This is a genomic window from Campylobacter sp. CFSAN093238, from assembly GCF_012898015.1.
Lineage (GTDB): Bacteria > Campylobacterota > Campylobacteria > Campylobacterales > Campylobacteraceae > Campylobacter_D > Campylobacter_D jejuni.
Genome location: NZ_CP040611.1, coordinates 225,250 through 241,518 on the forward strand (window position 1 = coordinate 225,250; position 16,269 = coordinate 241,518).

Consider the following 16,269-nt stretch of genomic DNA (forward strand, 5'->3'; position numbering starts at 1 on the left):
GTTTTTTCCTTATAAAATAAAATTTGCCTTCAATGATAGCAAATTTTTCCTTATTACTTGCATAAAATTTTAAAGTAATTTATGATAAAATTGCAATATTACATTATTATTAAAATATAAAAAATATTTTTGGAGAAAAATTTGCAAAAAAAATTTGAAGATTGTGTTAAAACCATACTTGAAATTATAGGAGAAAATCCAAATCGTGAAGGGCTTATTAAAACACCAAATCGTGTTTTTAAAGCTTATGAATTTCTTACTAGTGGTTATACGCAAAATGTCAAAGACATTTTAAATGATGCTTTATTTGAAAGCTCTAATAATGAAATGGTTTTGGTGCGTGATATAGAATTTTATAGTCTTTGCGAACATCATCTTTTACCTTTTTTTGGGCGTGCTCATGTAGCCTATATCCCTAATAAAAAAGTAGTAGGTTTAAGCAAAATTCCACGCCTTGTAGAAGTGTTTGCAAGAAGACTTCAAATTCAAGAACAACTTACTGAACAAATCGCACAAGCTTTAATGGAAAATGTTGATGCAAAAGGTGTGGGTGTAGTCATAGAAGCAAGACATATGTGTGTTGAAATGCGTGGAATACAAAAAGCTAATTCCACCACTACAACTTCAGCTTTACGTGGAATTTTCTTAAAAAATGAAAAAACCAGAGAGGAATTTTTTTCTCTCATAAACTCTGCTAAACAGGTAAGATTTTAATGAATCTTGAAAAACTACGCTCCAAACTTGGTAAAGAAAATTTAAGTGCTATCTTTGGAGAGATTACAAAAATTTCTGCTACGAGTATAGAAATTCGTGGGCTTAAAACAGGGGTTGGAGATATAGTGAAGCTAGTTTCCAATGAAAATGAAAATTTAAACACTCTAGCTATGGTCGTAGAAATCAAGGAACAATTTAGCTATTTAAGCCCTTTTTCTTTTATAGAAGGTTTCAAAATAGGCGATCGTGCTTTCATAAGTGATGCAGGTATGCAAATAGGCGTTAGCGATGAACTTTTAGGCAGAGTAGTAGATCCTTTTATGCGCCCAAAAGATGGTAAAGGAGCTATAGAAGTAACCAAATATATGCCTATAATGCGTGCACCTATTGATGCCATGAAAAGAGGGCTTATAGAAGAAGTTTTTCCCGTGGGTGTTAAAACCATAGACGCGCTTTTAACTTGTGGTGTAGGACAAAAACTTGGTATTTTTGCAGGAAGTGGGGTAGGAAAATCCACTCTTATGGGAATGATAGTTAAAAATTCCAAAGCTCCTATAAAAGTAGTGGCACTCATAGGAGAAAGGGGGCGTGAAATTCCTGAATTTATACAAAAAAATTTAGGCGGAAAGCTCGATGATACAGTGATTATTGTTGCTACAAGTGATGATAGTGCTTTGATGCGTAAATACGGTGCTTTTTGCGCAATGAGTGTGGCAGAATACTTTAAAGAACAGGGCAAAGATGTACTTTTTATCATGGATAGTGTAACGCGTTTTGCTATGGCACAAAGAGAAATTGGACTAGCTCTTGGAGAGCCTCCTACAACCAAAGGTTATCCGCCAAGTGTTTTAAGTCTTTTGCCTCAACTCATGGAAAGAACCGGTAAAGAAGAAGGTAAAGGCACTATAACAGCCTTTTTTACCGTTTTAGTGGATGGTGATGATATGAGCGATCCAATCGCCGATCAAAGTCGTTCTATCTTAGATGGACACATTGTTTTAAGTCGTGAATTAACAGACTTTGGAATTTATCCTCCTGTTAATATACAAAACTCTGCTTCAAGGGTGATGAGTGACATTATAAGTCCTGAACATAAACTTTGGGCAAGAAAATTTAAGCGTTTAAACTCGCTTTTAAAAGAAAATGAAGTATTGCTTCGCATCGGTGCTTATCAGAAAGGAAGTGATAAAGAACTTGATGAAGCTATTTCTAAAAAAGAATTTATGCAAAAATTCTTAGGACAAAATCCTGAAGAAAGCTTCGAATTTAATCAAACTTTAGAGCTTTTAAGTCAAATTGATGCACCAAATACTCCTTTGCTACCAACTCAAAATATAAATGTAGGAAGTGCAAGTGCAACCTTGCCTAATCCTAATTTAAAATAAAATTATTTAATAAAATAATCTCCATCAAAACTGATTAAAGAATATTTTCTTTCATCGCCTATGCTTTGAGTTAGCTCTTCTATGCTTAAAAAACTTAGCGTATCAGCTTCTACATATTCACGCACTTCTTCAGCATTTTTATTTGCGCTGATAAGTTCTTCAAAAGTTGGAGTATCTATACCATAAGTATCAGGAAATTTGATCTCAGGACAAGCTATGGCAAGATGGATTTTACTCGCTCCTGCAGCACGAAGTAAGGAAATTATTTTTTTAGAAGTAGTGCCACGCACCAAGCTATCATCAATGACTACGATTTCTTTGCCTTCTAAAACTTTACGCATAGGATTAAGCTTTAATTTTACTTTTAAATTTCTAAGCTCTTGAGTTGGCTCTATAAAAGTTCTTCCTACATAATGATTTCTTACTATTGCCATTTCAAGAGGGATTTGTAAATATTGAGCAAAACCTATAGCTGCACTTACTCCACTATCTGGCACAGGCACGACAAAGTCTGCTTTATAAGCAAATTTTTTAGCTAAAGCTTCGCCCATTTTTTTACGCACTTCATACACGCTTTTACCTTCTACTATGCTATCAGGTCTAGCAAAATAAATGTATTCAAAAGCGCAAATTCTAGGAGTTTGAGAAAAAAGTTCTATGCTTTCAAATTTATCATTTCCCTGAGTAAAAATAAGCATTTCCCCTGGTTTAACATCACGAATAAATTCAGCCTCTATAAGATCAAAAGCACAAGTTTCACTAGCAACTATATAGCCTCCATCTTTTAAACGCCCTAAAGACAAAGGACGCACCCCATGAGGATCTCTTACAATATAAAGTTTATCTTTGCTTGCTAAAACAAAACAATAAGCTCCTATACATTCTTTTAAACTCTCAATAAATCTATCTTTTAGACTTTCTTGCTTACTTCTTGCGATAAGATGAACAACATTTTCTGTGTCCATATTGGTTTGAAAAATAGCCCCATCTTGAATAAGTCTTGATCTTACTTCTTCTTTATTGACTAAATTTCCATTATGCGCTAAAGCAATATCACCTAAAACCGAAGTGGCTGCTATGGGTTGGGCATCGTTTAAACTTGAATTTCCTGCTGTAGAATAGCGATTATGCCCTATAGCGATTTCACCTTCTAAAGTTTTTAAATTATCGGGATTAAAAATTTGACTCACTTCACCTTTAGCTTTAATAGTCTTAATATTTTTACCATTACTCACACTAATACCACTTGCCTCTTGCCCACGGTGTTGCATAGCAAAAAGCGCATAATACGCATAAGTACTAGCATTTTTTGAATTAATAACTCCTACAACTGCACACATTTTAAATTCCTAAAAAATCATTGATTGAATACATTTTTGCTTCTTGCTTACTAAGCCAAATAGCGATTTTAATCGCACCTTTAGCAAAAGTCGCCCTTGAAGTAGCGGTATGATTAAGTTCTAAAAATTCTCCATCTTCATAAAAACCTACTGTATGACGTCCTACTATATCGCCACCCCTTAAACTCATCACGGCAATCTCATCTTTGCTTCTTTCACCTATAATGCCATCTCTTCCACTTACTCTTACTTTTTCAAGTTCTAAATTTCTAGCTTTTGCTACACTTTGAGCTAAAGTCATAGCTGTACCACTTGGTGCATCTTTTTTATGGCGATGATGCATTTCTAAAATTTCTATATCAAAATTTCTTAGCATTTGACTGGCTTTACTAGCAAGATAGTTTAAAACCGCAACACCTAAAGACATATTGGTCGCATAAAAAATCGGCATCACTTCACTAGCACTTTGCATCAAATGTAAAATTTTCTCATCAAGCCCTGTTGTACCTATTACCAAAGGTTTAGGTATAGTTCTTGCATAATTTAAAAGCTCATGAGTTCCACTTGGGGAAGAAAAATCAATAATCACATCGCTTTTTTCAAAAAGCTCTCCTAAATTTCCACCCTTATCATAAAGTATCGAAATTTGTGCTTGTGTTTCGCTTTTTAAACATTCTTCAATCTGTTTTCCCATTCGTCCTTTAGCGCCATAAATTCCTATTTTAATCATCTTTTTCCTTGAAAATAAAATATTGATTTTAGCATTTATTTTGTAAATTTTAAATAATAAAATTAAGCTTTATGGTTTTTTAATTTATATAAATTATCTAACAATTTTGCTTCTTCTCCTAAGCCCTTGCTATGATAAAATTTTAAATTTTTACTAAGATATTTTTGCTCTACCCAGCCACCAAAATCATGTGGATAAAGATAGTTTTGTTTTTCTTGATGATTGTTGTTAAGATAATTAGGTATTTCTAAAGCTTCATTATTTTTTACATAGTTTAAAGCTTCATTGATAGCTTTGTAGCTTGCATTAGATTTGATTGTGCTTGCTAAATAAACTACGCATTGGGCTAGGATAATTCTTGCTTCAGGATAACCTATATTTTTAACAGCCTCTAGAGTCGAAACCGCTAAATTTAAAGCATTTGGATCGGCATTTCCGATATCTTCACTTGAAAAAATCACCAAACGCCTAGCGATAAAATCCGCACTTTCTCCTGCATCAATAAGTCTTGCAAGATAATAAATAGCTGCATCAACGTCACTTCCGCGTAAACTTTTTATCATTGCACTTGCTAAAATATAATGTGTATCTTTTGAGCTAACACCTTCACTATTTATGGTGTTGCGAAGTTTTTTAAGATTTTCAAGACTGATATGTTTTTCATTTAAAACCAAGACAAATTCAAGCAAATTTAGCATAGCTCTTGCATCAGCACTTTTCAGTAGAAAATCTTTAGCTTCTTTATCAATACTAAATTTCATTTTTTCTTGTACACGCAAGAGTAAAGTTTCAAGTTCCTTTACCCCTAAAGATTTAAATTCAAAAAGCATGGAACGACTTCTTATACCAGAACTTAGAACAAAATAGGGATTTTCAGTGCTTGCGCCGATTAAAATTAAACGGTAATTTTCCATAGGAATTAAAAGCATTTCTTGTTGGGTTTTGCTAAGGCGGTGAATTTCATCAATAAAAATTAAAGGCTTATAAAGACTATTTTTATAATTATCTAAAATTTTTCTTAGTTCTTCGAGTTTAAAATTTCCTCCATCAAATTCATAAAAATCTAAGCCAAATTCTTTGGCTACAACTCTAGCAAAAGTTGTTTTTCCAGAACCTGCCGTTCCAAAAAAAATACTATGAGGAAGTTTTTGTAAAGCAGTAAATTTTTTGAAAATTTCTATAAGCTCATATTGTCCTAAAATATCATCAAAATTTTCAGGGCGAAAGGTCAAAGCTAGGCTCATTAATTTAAATCCATATTTGAAAATTCACTACCATTAATTTTTAGTTGAGGATTGGCTAAGCTATCATAAGATAAATTTAGAAAAAAGTTATTATTTTCTTTTAAAAAATATTGATTTAAACCTCCATAATCTTTTGTCCAAGGAAAAATTTCATCAGGCTCATCTGAACTGATAACTTGTAATTTTGCTTGATAAGAGTTGTTAATATTTAAATTGCCTTGTAGACTGATATTTTGTTTATTTTTTTCAAGAATTAAATTTTGTATTTCTAGATCAAGATTTTTTTGAATAAAATGAGAGATATTGAAATTTGAGTTAAGAAATTTATTTATGGTTATATTAAATTTTGTTTTGTCAAAATTTAAATTCTGACCCAATAAAGATTTAAGATCAATATCAATTTCATTGGATTTTCCTTGTATGTTTAAGTTTATTGTTGAATTTTCTTCATTAAAATTTACTAGATTTTTGCTATAAAAAGAATTGATTTTATTGTTATCTAACACAAGATAATCAAAGTTGATTTGTTGTTGGCTTTTGCTAAATAAATTTAATTCATAAAATTGTACAGGATTGTTAAAAAATTGTTCGTAATTTAAATTTTGCAACACAAATTTAGTATAAAATTGAGAAAAATTAATCATATCAAAATGTATTTTAATGTTTTTAATTTCTAAATTTTTATTCATTAAAGCTTCAATATATCCGCCGTTTATGATGGTATCTCCACCTTCATTGCTTAAATTTATATCTTTAATATTTAGAAATATTTTAGAGTTGTTATCGTGTAATTTGAGAGTAAAAGTTCCTAATTTATTGTTTTTTAACACTTTATCTAAAAAATCAAAAGGATTTGTAAAATTTCCTTTTATAATTTTATTTAACAAAAAATAATTATTAAATTTAAGGTCGATTTTGGTTGAAAGCTGTGTATGAGAGTGATTTAAAGTAAAACTTCCCTTAGAAGTTAAAAAACCTTTTTTGAAGTAAATATCTGTAATTGTATAATCAGGATTGCTGTTTTTAATAAATTTATTAAATAAAAGTTCGTTAGTGTATCCTATATAAAATATATGAATAATAAAACCTAATATAAAACAAAAAACAATAAAAATCCATTTTTTCATTATTTGCCTTAGATGAAAATATAAGTGTTATTTTATAAATTGCTTGTTAAAAAAGAGTTTAAATTTTTATTTAAGAGTAATGAAGTAGTTTGCCGAAGAATGATTTTTATAAATCCCTTGTTAAGGGATTTATATTAATAAGCTTTTTTATAACATTGAATTTCAATTTTTCTAGCTACTGGAATAGCCTGAGTATTTGGTGTAGCAGGTATTCCATAAGAAATTTTACTTTCTAAAAAATTTCCAACCTGTAAATCTTTAAAAGTTCCATCTTTATCTGTTCCAAAAATACCACAATCATCCATTTCTATTTCGGTATTTGGTAGAACTTTTATAGCCATTTGTCCGCCATAAATAGAGTCAATAAGCAAGGTTTTATTGTTATCATAAATTTGCGCAATAGTACCTTCAAGTTTTAGACTATCTGCAAAAAGCATTGAGCTAGCTAAAAGTGCTGATGTGAATAAAATACTTTTTTTCATAATTATTTCTCCTTAATGTAAAGTGATGACATTATAAAATTTTTAAGTGAAGTGAATGTGAAATTAAAAATTTTTGACTTTCATAAAATTAATACGCTTTAATTATTTTCAAAAAAAGCTTGTGGAAAAAGATATAAACCTTCATTAAAAGGAGCTTTGATTAGAGTATATTGAAGATGAAATGGGGTAATGGAGTTAATAGATTGTTCTAAAAAAAGTAGTGCAGTAAAAAGCATCTTTATCTGTACTTATGATAAATTTTCTGCCTAAATGTTCCAAAGCTTTAGCAACTATTTTTTGTTTGGTTTTTTCATCAAATTTTAATCTTTTAATAGCAATTTTATGACTCAGTTTTAAAAAATCATCCATAGAGCTTAAGATAACTTGGTCTTTAGCATTTTTGTCATCATCTGTTGTAGCATGTATGAGTATAGTTGGAGAAGTTTTAACTACCATAGCGATATGAGAATAAGGGCTTTGACTTAAATTTTCTATTAAAAAACTTTCACTTCCTATTCCTGCACGAAAGACAAGATCACCTATTTCAAGAAAAGGTAGATAGGGTTTTTTGATGATTTGATTTGAAGGATTGGAATTTATAAAGAAACCCAAAATTCCAATCAATAAAAATAAAATTAAGAAAAAATATAAAATTTTATTTAAGTAAAACAAGCTATTTTCTATCTTTTTTAGCAAGAAAAACATTGCTGCTTTGATTATTATCATTGTTAAATAACACTAAAACTCTGATTTTAGCAGAATCTTTATTGATTGTTTTTTCTTCAATTTGAATATTTTTAACACCACCCATTCTTTTTGCTTTGGCTGCATTTTCAGCAACAACTTGAGTGATTTTATCACTAACAAATGTTTTTTCTTCATCGCTTTTAGCTTCGCTAAGATCAATGTAACTCATAACAGATTTAGTATTACCACTGTAAAGATCTTTTGTAAAATTTTTAGCTAAATCTTCAGGATTTGAAGAACCGCAAGCCACTAAAAAAAGGCAACTAAAGCCAAGAAAGAAAGTTTAAAAAATTTCATTTTTTTCTTTTGATAGTATAAATTAAAATATTCATAATTATAGCAAAATAATTCAAAATTATTTTTTTATTCTTGTTTATAATGGTTACATTAGAAAATATATTTTTTTTAAAAAGCTATAAATTTAAACACATATAAGTTGGAGTTAAAATATCCTATTTTATTATCGAATAAAAATGATACAAAAGGATAGGATATGGAAATTTTTTTAGCTTTATTGGGTTTTTTCTCGTTAGGATTGATAGTTTGGCTTTTGCTAAAAGATTATACTACTCCAGCACTAGCTTTTATAAGTGTAAGTATTAGTGTAGCTTGTATTTTACTTATTCTTGAACGGCTTGGTTTTGGCGTGGGTGTAGCTTTAGGGGTTAAAGGAGGTGTTTTTGATATTAAAACATTGGTTGTTTTTATTAAAGATGGAGTCAAAAGCGTAACGGATACGGCAGCTTTGTTTGTTTTTTCTATACTCTTTTTTAGTGTTTTAAATGCAAGTGGTTTTTTTACTAAAATTTTAAATGCATTTTTATCAAAAATGAAAGCTAATATATATCAAGTTTGCATTCTTACTGTTTTTATTGCTGCTGCTGTACATTTAGATGGTTCGGGTGCTTCTACTTTTCTTATTGTAATACCTGCATTATTACCTATTTATGAGCGTTTAAGTATAAGAAAGACTTCAATGTTATTGATTATTACTTCAGCTATGGGGGTTATGAATGTTATTCCTTGGGGTGGTCCTACTTTAAGAGCGGCTACTAATATAGGAATGGATGCAAATTTGCTTTGGCACCATATTATACCTATTCAGATTGTAGGTTTAGTATTATCCCTTCTTTTGGCAATTTGGATTGCTAAGATAGAAATAAAAAGAGGCGCAGGCGCAGGTAACTTGTCGGGAATAAAATTAAATATAGAAAAAAGCGAGCACCATAATGAAAAATGGTTTTGGTTAAATTTACTTGTAACTATTGGGGTTATTGGGCTTTTAATTAGTGGTATTATTCCTAGTTATATTTGCTTTATGATAGGGCTTGTAATAATTTTACCGCTTAATTATCCTAATTTAAAAATAGCTAAAAAAGTTTTAGATCGTGCAAGTGCTGGTGCAATGCTTATGTATATTACTTTAATTGGTGCTGGGATATTAATAGGCGTATTTGATAAAAGTGGTATTATGGAGAAAATGGGTGTTTTGATTTTAAATTTCGTTCCAGATTATTTAGGTACTTATATTCCTTTAATGGTAGGGATATTGGCTGTTCCAATGGCAATTATTTTTTGTACGGATTCTTATTTTTATGGAGTGATGCCTATAGTTTTGAGTGTAACTAAGGCTTTTGGTGCTGAACCTTTGACTATAGCTATTATCATGGTGATAGCAAGAAATTGTGCGACATTTATTTCTCCTGTTGTGCCTGCAACTTTGCTAGGTTGTGGTTTAGCAGAGGTTAATATTAGAGATCATATCAAAAGAAGCTTTTTTTATATATGGGGTATAAGTATTATTTGCTTGATTTTTGCTGAGGTAGCTGGGATAATATAATTAAAATAAAAGAACTTTTGATTTTTCAATGATTAGCTCATTGTTTTATGATATTTTTGAGTCAAAAATTTATAAAAATATAAGCGTTTTTTTGTATTATTTTATTTTGCTTTAGAGAAAAATTATAAATTTAAACTTATAAGAATATTTTTTAAGTTGAAAGTAAAATTTTAAAACGGAGAAATGATGCACAAAAAACAAAATTTACCAGAACTTACCTTAAGGGGTTTGGTTTTGGGAAGTATTTTAACTATTATTTTTACAGCTTCAAATGTATATTTAGGGTTAAAAGTGGGACTTACTTTTTCATCATCAATTCCAGCTGTGGTCATCTCCATGGCGGTTTTGAGTCTTTTTAAGACTTCAAATATTTTAGAAAATAATATGGTTCAAACTCAAGCTTCAGCAGCAGGAACTTTATCATCAGTTATTTTTGTTATCCCAGGGCTTTTTATGTGTGGGTATTGGAGTGAATTTCCACTTTGGCAAACTTTTATGATATGTCTTTGTGGTGGCGGACTTGGAGTGCTTTTTACTATACCATTAAGAAGGACTATGGTGGTTGAAAGCAAGCTTGCTTATCCTGAAGGTAGAGCTGCAGCTGAAATTTTAAAAGTAGCCAATAAAGATCAGAGTAGTAAAAAAGGAAAACAAGGCATTAAAGAAATAGCATTAGGCTCTTTTATAGCTGCTATTTTTAGTTTGTTAAGCAATGGTTTTAAACTCGCTGCAAGTGAGAGTAATTTTGCTTTTATTTGGAATAAAATGGCTTTTGGTTTTTCTATGGGATATTCTTTGGCACTTTTAGGGGCAGGTTATTTAGTTGGTTTAGCAGGTGCTATAGCTCTTTTTGTAGGTATGTTTTTAGCTTGGGGTATTTTTACTCCCTATCTTTCAAATTTTGAATTCGATAGTGCAAAAAATGCCGTAGATTTAGCTTCTAGTGTATGGAGTTCTAAAGTAAGGCTTATAGGAACAGGAGCTATTGCTATAGCAGCGCTTTGGACTTTAATAGAACTTTTAAAACCCGTTATTGAAGGTATTAAAGAAATTGTTAAAAATGTTAAAATTACTAATCAAGAAAAAAATGAAAGAACAAATATAGACCTTTCTTTAAAAAGTATTTTTATACTTTTTGTTTTAATGGTTGTGGGTTTATTTATTACTTTTTATAGTTTTGTTGAAGATGCTAACTTAAGTATTTATTATCAAATGCTATTTTCATTTGTTGGAACTTTAGTTTCTGTTTTAATAGGTTTTTTTGTTGCAGCAGCTTGCGGATATATGGCAGGACTTGTAGGATCTTCTTCTAGTCCTATTTCTGGAATCGGACTTATTGGTGTTATTATTTCTTCTATTGTTTTTTTGGTTTTAGGTGTGGAACTTTTTCAAGATCCTATGCTTTCTAAATTTGCAGTAGCATTAGCTATTTTTACTACTAGTGTTATTTTAGCTACAGCTGCTATTTCGAATGATAATTTACAAGATTTAAAGACAGGACATTTAGTCGGAGCTACTCCTTGGAAACAACAAGTTGCTTTACTTGTAGGCTGTGTTTTTGGTGCTTTGGCTATAGTTCCTGTTTTAAATTTGCTTTATCAAGCCTATGGTTTTGTCGGAGCAATGCCAAGAGAAGGTATGGATGCTTCATCAGCTTTAGCAGCACCGCAAGCAAATTTAATGAGCACTATCGCCCAAGGAATTTTTCATCACAATATAGAGTGGGGTTATATGGCTTTTGGTGTATTTGTAGGAATTTTAATGATTATTATAGATAAAATTTTAAAAGGAACACAGAAAATGTCTTTGCCGCCTTTAGCCGTTGGAATAGGTATTTACCTTCCCCCTGCTGTAAATATACCTTTAGTTATAGGTGGAATTTTAAAATATATTGTAATGCAACACTTGACTAAAAAATATGCAAAAAATTCTCATAAAGAAGAAAAACTTGCAAGTTGTGAGCAAAGAGGCACGCTTTTTGCTTCAGGACTTATAGTGGGTGAAAGTATTTTTGGGGTAATTATCGCAGGAATTACTGTATTTTCAGTAAGTATGGGTGGTAGTGAAAATCCTTTAGCTTTAAATTTAGCAAATTTTCATGATAGCGAGCTTTTCGCACTTATCTTTTTTGTGGGAGTTGTATTATATTTCATTAAGCGTATTGTTAAAAAAGATGCTTAATTTTTGGGGTTAAAACCCCATTTAATCCATTCTGATATAATTTTTCTTTTGCAATTATCATTCAAGGATTAAAATGGAAAGTTTATATGCTTTAATACTTGGAATTATAGAAGGTCTGACTGAGTTTTTACCTATTTCTTCAACAGGACATATGATTTTAGGTACGACTATTTTAGGTATCGATATAGATGAGTTTTGGAAAAGCTTTTTGATTATCATCCAGCTTGGTTCTATTTTGGCGGTCATTTTTGTATTTTGGCGTAAATTGTTTCAAGGGCTTGATATTTGGTTAAAACTTGCAGTTGGATTTTTTCCTACCGGAGTTATAGGGCTTTTTGTGGCAAAATACTTAAATGCTTTATTTAATGGTTGGGTTGTGGTTGGAATGCTCATTTTTGGCGGTGTTGTGTTTATTCTTATAGAACTTGCACATAAAAATAAACAATATCGTATCAATTCTTTAGAAGAAATAAGTTTTAAACAAGCTTTTTGCATAGGTATTTTTCAATCTTTAGCCATGATTCCTGGTACTTCAAGAAGTGGAGCAAGTATTATTGGTGGACTTTTGCTAGGATTTAATAGAAAAGTTGCGGCTGAGTTTAGTTTTTTGCTTGCCATTCCAACGATGATTATCGCTACAGCTTATAGCATTTATAAAGAGCCTGAGCTTCTTAGCAATGCAAATTCTTTAATTCCTTTAGGCATAGGTTTTATCACTGCTTTTATTGTTGCAGTTTTAGTTATAAAATTTTTCTTAAAATTTATTTCTAAATTCGACTTTATCCCTTTTGGAATTTATCGTATTATTTTAGGATTTGTTTTCTTTTATTTGTATTATAGTGGGATTTTAAATGCTGGAAGTGAATTTAAGCTATAAATAAATATTAAATTTATTCTAAGATTTTTTTAAAAATAAGCTGAATTTCAAAAATAATTAAGTCTTAGAAAGTTAAAATTAGAACTTTATAAACACTCACAGGGTAAGTGAGCGACAAAGGGTTAAAAATATGGAAAAAGAAGTTATTGCGTATTTGGACAATGAGACAATAATTGACTCTCAAAGTGTGAAAAATACAAATTTAAAAGAAATTTATTTTGATAATTCTAAAGAAAGTTTAGAAGTAATCCGTCATTCTTGTGCGCATTTAATGGCACAGGCGATTAAGAGTTTGTATCCTGAGGCTAAATTTTTCGTTGGTCCTGTTATAGAAGATGGATTTTATTATGATTTTCGTGTGGAAAGTAAGATTGGCGAAGAAGATTTAGTAAAAATTGAAAAAAAGATGAAAGAACTTGCTGAAGCAAAGATTGAAATTTTAAAATATGAAATCACAAAAAGCGAAGCTTTGGCTAAATTTCAAAATGATGATTTAAAACAAGAAGTTTTATTGCGTATTCCTGATGGAGCTGTAAGTATTTATAAACAAGGTGAATTTGAAGATTTGTGTCGTGGTCCTCATGTGCCAAATACGAAATTTTTACGCTTTTTTAAACTCACTCGTGTTGCAGGAGCGTATTTGGGTGGCGATGAAAAAAGAGAAATGCTTACTCGAATTTATGGTACCGCTTTTGCAGATAAGGAAAGTTTAAAAGAGTATTTAACCATTATTGAAGAAGCTAAAAAACGCGATCATAGAAAGCTTGGAACAGAGCTTAAGCTTTTTACTTTTGATGATGAGATCGGAGGAGGTCTTCCTATTTGGTTGAGTAACGGTGCAAGACTTAGATCTAAACTTGAACATATGCTTTATAAGATCCATCGTTTACGTGGTTATGAGCCTGTGCGTGGGCCTGAACTTTTAAAAGCAGATGCATGGAAAATCAGTGGGCATTATGCAAACTATAAAGAAAATATGTATTTTACACAAATTGATGAACAAGAATATGGCATTAAGCCTATGAACTGTGTGGGACATATTAAAATTTATCAAAGTGATGTAAGAAGTTATCGTGATTTGCCTTTGAAATTTTTTGAATACGGCGTGGTACATCGTCATGAAAAAAGTGGCGTTTTGCATGGACTTTTTAGAGTGAGAGAATTCACTCAAGATGATGCACATATTTTTTGTATGCCAAGTCAGATTAAAGAGCAGGTTTTAGAAATTTTAGCTTTTGTGGATAATTTGATGAAATTATTTGATTTTAGCTATGAAATGGAAATTTCAACTAAACCTGAAAAAGCCATAGGTGATGATGAAATTTGGGAAATAGCGACTAAGGCTTTAAAAGAAGCTTTAGATGAACAAGGTTTAAAATACGGCATCGATGAAGGTGGCGGGGCTTTTTATGGGCCAAAGATTGATATTAAAATCACCGATGCTTTAAAAAGAAAGTGGCAATGTGGAACCATACAAGTAGATTTTAACCTGCCAAGTCGTTTTAAACTTGAATACACTGATAGTGATAATGAAAAAAAACAACCTGTAATGTTGCATCGTGCGATTTTAGGTTCTTTTGAAAGATTTATAGGAATTTTAACCGAGCATTGTGCGGGTGAGTTTCCGTTTTTTATCGCACCAACTGCGGTGGGTATAGTGCCAATAGGCGAAGCACATATTGCTTACGCAAAAGAAATTCAAAAAGAATTATTAGAGCTTAATATCGATAGCGAGGTGTATGAAAAAAATGAGAGCTTAAGTAAAAAAATTCGTATCGCTGAAAAGCAAAAATTACCTATGATTTTAGTTTTAGGCGATGATGAGGTGGCAAAGCGTAGCGTTGCTTTAAGAGATAGAAGAGCTAAAGAACAAAAAAATCTTAGCTTGGACGAATTTATTAAATTAGTTAAGGAGAAAATGAGTGAGGTACACTTTTGAGTAAAGAAAAAGAAGTATTGCTCAATGAAGAAATAAGAGCGGATGAAATCAGATGTGTTGGCGATGATGGCAAAGTTTATGGTATTATCAGTAGTGATGAAGCTTTAGAAATTGCAAATCGTTTAGGACTTGATCTTGTAATGATAGCTGCAGATGCTAAGCCACCTGTTTGCAAGATCATGGACTATGGTAAATTCCGTTATCAACAAGAGAAAAAACAAAAAGAAGCAAAGAAAAAACAAAAAGTGATTGATATAAAAGAAATCAAACTTTCTGTAAAAATTGCTCAAAATGATATTAATTACAAGGTAAAACATGCTTTAGAATTTTTAGAACAAGGTAAGCATGTGAGATTTCGTGTGTTCTTAAAAGGACGTGAAATGGCAACTCCTGAAGCAGGTGTAGCTTTGCTTGAAAAAATTTGGACTATGATAGAAAATGAAGCTAATCGTGACAAAGAGCCAAATTTTGAAGGTCGTTATGTAAATATGCTTGTAACTCCAAAAAAAGCTTAATCCACTTTTGTGGATAAGGCTTTTAAAGGTTTTAAATTTTGAAAGAAAATCCTTCTTTTTTAAAAGAGCAAATTATAACTTATCTTGGAAATAAAAGAGCACTTTTAAGTTTTTTAAATAAGGGCTTTAAGGTAGCTAAAAAAGAACTTGGTAAAGATAAATTTAGTTTTTGTGATATATTTAGTGGCTCAGGTGTTGTAAGTCGTTTTGCAAAAGCACACTCAAATTATATTTTAGCCAATGATTTAGAAGATTATTCAAAACTCATCAATGAGTGTTATCTTGCTAATAAAGACAAAGATTTACTTCAAAATATAAAAAAGTATTATAAAAATTTAATCCAAAATTTAGATTTTCAAAAAGGTTTTATCAGTGAGCTTTATGCTCCAAAAGATGATGATGATATTAAAAAAAATGAAAGGGTTTTTTATACTTTTAAAAATGCTTTATATCTTGATACTATAAGGCAAAAAATCGAAAATGAAATTCCAAAAGAATTGAGGCATTTCTTTATAGCTCCTTTGATTTATGAAGCCAGTGTTCATTCAAATACTAGCGGAGTTTTTAAAGGTTTTTATAAGGGTAAGGATGGCATCGGAAAATTTGGTGGCGAAGGACAAAATGCACTTAAACGCATTAAAGGAGAAATAGAGCTTAAAATGCCTATTTTTTCAAATTTTTCTTGTGAATTTGAAGTGATGCAAAAGGATGCAAACATGCTTGCAAAAGAACTTGATTTTTTTGATGTAGTGTATCTTGACCCCCCTTATAATCAGCACCCTTATAGTTCTAATTATTTTATGCTAAATTTAATTGCAAATTATAAAAAACCTGAAGAAATTTCTAAAATCAGTGGCATTCCAAAGGATTGGAACCGCAGTACTTTTAATAAGTCAAAATTTGCCCAAGATGCTTTATTTGAACTTATTAATGATTTAAAAGCAAGAGTGATTTTACTTTCTTATAATTGTGAAGGTTTTGTAAAAAAAGAAATTTTTTTAAAGCGCTTAAGCACTCTTGGAAAATGCCGGATTTTAGAGCAAAAATATAATACTTTTAGAGCTTCTCGCAATCTTAAAAATCGCAACATCCATCTTCATGAGCAACTTTATATTTTAGTTAAAAATTAGTTTTTCGTGCTAAAATTG

At 30.7% G+C, this 16,269-nt stretch carries 14 protein-coding genes and 1 pseudogene; 8 read left to right on the forward strand and 7 right to left on the reverse strand.

The annotated features are described in order from the left end of the window. Window positions 1-141 precede the first annotated feature (141 nt). Complete coding sequence (gene folE / locus FBF21_RS01225; protein WP_002869503.1) at window positions 142-714, forward strand: GTP cyclohydrolase I FolE; 573 nt, start codon at window positions 142-144, stop codon at window positions 712-714. Continuing rightward, window positions 714-2,099, forward strand: coding sequence for a flagellar protein export ATPase FliI (fliI, locus tag FBF21_RS01230; RefSeq protein WP_002875915.1), 1,386 nt, complete (start codon window positions 714-716; stop codon window positions 2,097-2,099). Before folE ends, fliI begins: the two co-directional genes overlap by 1 nt. A gap of 2 nt (window positions 2,100-2,101) precedes the next feature. Here the strand turns inward: fliI and purF are convergent, their stop codons facing one another. The 7 genes and pseudogenes from purF to FBF21_RS01265 form a co-directional block, all read right to left on the reverse strand. Beyond that, a complete protein-coding gene (purF, locus tag FBF21_RS01235) occupies window positions 2,102-3,439 on the reverse strand; it encodes an amidophosphoribosyltransferase (protein WP_002857257.1) in 1,338 nt (445 codons plus the stop codon). A 1-nt stretch (window position 3,440) separates the two neighbouring features. Then, window positions 3,441-4,169, reverse strand: coding sequence for a 4-hydroxy-tetrahydrodipicolinate reductase (gene dapB, locus FBF21_RS01240; RefSeq protein WP_002860637.1), 729 nt, complete (start codon window positions 4,167-4,169; stop codon window positions 3,441-3,443). 62 nt (window positions 4,170-4,231) lie between these two features. Beyond that, window positions 4,232-5,413 (reverse strand): AAA family ATPase, encoded by a 1,182-nt coding sequence (locus tag FBF21_RS01245; RefSeq protein ID WP_002860636.1) that lies wholly within the window; start codon window positions 5,411-5,413, stop codon window positions 4,232-4,234. Further along, complete coding sequence (locus FBF21_RS01250) at window positions 5,413-6,540, reverse strand: hypothetical protein (RefSeq protein ID WP_002869499.1); 1,128 nt, start codon at window positions 6,538-6,540, stop codon at window positions 5,413-5,415. Before FBF21_RS01250 ends, FBF21_RS01245 begins: the two co-directional genes overlap by 1 nt. A 134-nt stretch (window positions 6,541-6,674) precedes the next feature. Next, window positions 6,675-7,022: a hypothetical protein gene (locus FBF21_RS01255; protein ID WP_002854337.1), complete on the reverse strand. Its 348-nt coding sequence runs from the start codon at window positions 7,020-7,022 to the stop codon at window positions 6,675-6,677. A gap of 98 nt (window positions 7,023-7,120) precedes the next feature. Continuing rightward, a pseudogene (locus FBF21_RS01260) lies at window positions 7,121-7,694 on the reverse strand (YiiX/YebB-like N1pC/P60 family cysteine hydrolase). Between the two features lies 1 nt (window position 7,695). Then, on the reverse strand, window positions 7,696-8,019 hold the full coding sequence (locus tag FBF21_RS01265; protein WP_002854421.1) for a DUF4878 domain-containing protein: 324 nt from the start codon (window positions 8,017-8,019) through the stop codon (window positions 7,696-7,698). Window positions 8,020-8,262: 243 nt separating this feature from the next. On the opposite strand from FBF21_RS01265, the gene FBF21_RS01270 reads away from it, so the two are divergent. The 6 genes from FBF21_RS01270 (at window position 8,263) to FBF21_RS01295 (ending at window position 16,251) form a co-directional block, all read left to right on the forward strand. After that, the gene (locus FBF21_RS01270; RefSeq protein WP_002854418.1) at window positions 8,263-9,609 is read left to right on the forward strand and encodes an SLC13 family permease; all 1,347 of its coding nucleotides are present in this window, start codon (window positions 8,263-8,265) and stop codon (window positions 9,607-9,609) included. A gap of 183 nt (window positions 9,610-9,792) precedes the next feature. Further along, a complete protein-coding gene (locus tag FBF21_RS01275; protein ID WP_165433041.1) occupies window positions 9,793-11,790 on the forward strand; it encodes an oligopeptide transporter, OPT family in 1,998 nt (665 codons plus the stop codon). Window positions 11,791-11,863: 73 nt separating this feature from the next. Next, window positions 11,864-12,667 carry an undecaprenyl-diphosphate phosphatase gene (locus FBF21_RS01280; protein ID WP_002869496.1) on the forward strand — a complete coding sequence of 268 codons (804 nt, stop codon included), beginning with the start codon at window positions 11,864-11,866 and terminating at the stop codon, window positions 12,665-12,667. Window positions 12,668-12,797: 130 nt separating this feature from the next. After that, window positions 12,798-14,606, forward strand: coding sequence for a threonine--tRNA ligase (thrS, locus tag FBF21_RS01285; RefSeq protein ID WP_002869495.1), 1,809 nt, complete (start codon window positions 12,798-12,800; stop codon window positions 14,604-14,606). Beyond that, window positions 14,603-15,121 (forward strand): translation initiation factor IF-3, encoded by a 519-nt coding sequence (infC, locus tag FBF21_RS01290; RefSeq protein WP_002851726.1) that lies wholly within the window; start codon window positions 14,603-14,605, stop codon window positions 15,119-15,121. Before thrS ends, infC begins: the two co-directional genes overlap by 4 nt. Before the next feature lie 38 nt (window positions 15,122-15,159). Then, a complete protein-coding gene (locus FBF21_RS01295) occupies window positions 15,160-16,251 on the forward strand; it encodes a DNA adenine methylase (protein ID WP_002869494.1) in 1,092 nt (363 codons plus the stop codon). Window positions 16,252-16,269: the final 18 nt, after the last annotated feature.

Bases quoted from the DNA above. Each gene is read 5' to 3' on its own strand.
- fliI (WP_002875915.1), top strand. From the start codon at position 714: ATGAATCTTGAAAAACTACGCTCCAAACTTGGTAAAGAAAATTTAAGT.
- purF (WP_002857257.1), bottom strand. From the start codon at position 3,439: ATGTGTGCAGTTGTAGGAGTTATTAATTCAAAAAATGCTAGTACTTAT.
- dapB (WP_002860637.1), bottom strand. From the start codon at position 4,169: ATGATTAAAATAGGAATTTATGGCGCTAAAGGACGAATGGGAAAACAG.
- FBF21_RS01245 (WP_002860636.1), bottom strand. From the start codon at position 5,413: ATGAGCCTAGCTTTGACCTTTCGCCCTGAAAATTTTGATGATATTTTA.
- FBF21_RS01250 (WP_002869499.1), bottom strand. From the start codon at position 6,540: ATGAAAAAATGGATTTTTATTGTTTTTTGTTTTATATTAGGTTTTATT.
- FBF21_RS01255 (WP_002854337.1), bottom strand. From the start codon at position 7,022: ATGAAAAAAAGTATTTTATTCACATCAGCACTTTTAGCTAGCTCAATG.
- FBF21_RS01270 (WP_002854418.1), top strand. From the start codon at position 8,263: ATGGAAATTTTTTTAGCTTTATTGGGTTTTTTCTCGTTAGGATTGATA.
- FBF21_RS01275 (WP_165433041.1), top strand. From the start codon at position 9,793: ATGATGCACAAAAAACAAAATTTACCAGAACTTACCTTAAGGGGTTTG.
- FBF21_RS01280 (WP_002869496.1), top strand. From the start codon at position 11,864: ATGGAAAGTTTATATGCTTTAATACTTGGAATTATAGAAGGTCTGACT.
- thrS (WP_002869495.1), top strand. From the start codon at position 12,798: ATGGAAAAAGAAGTTATTGCGTATTTGGACAATGAGACAATAATTGAC.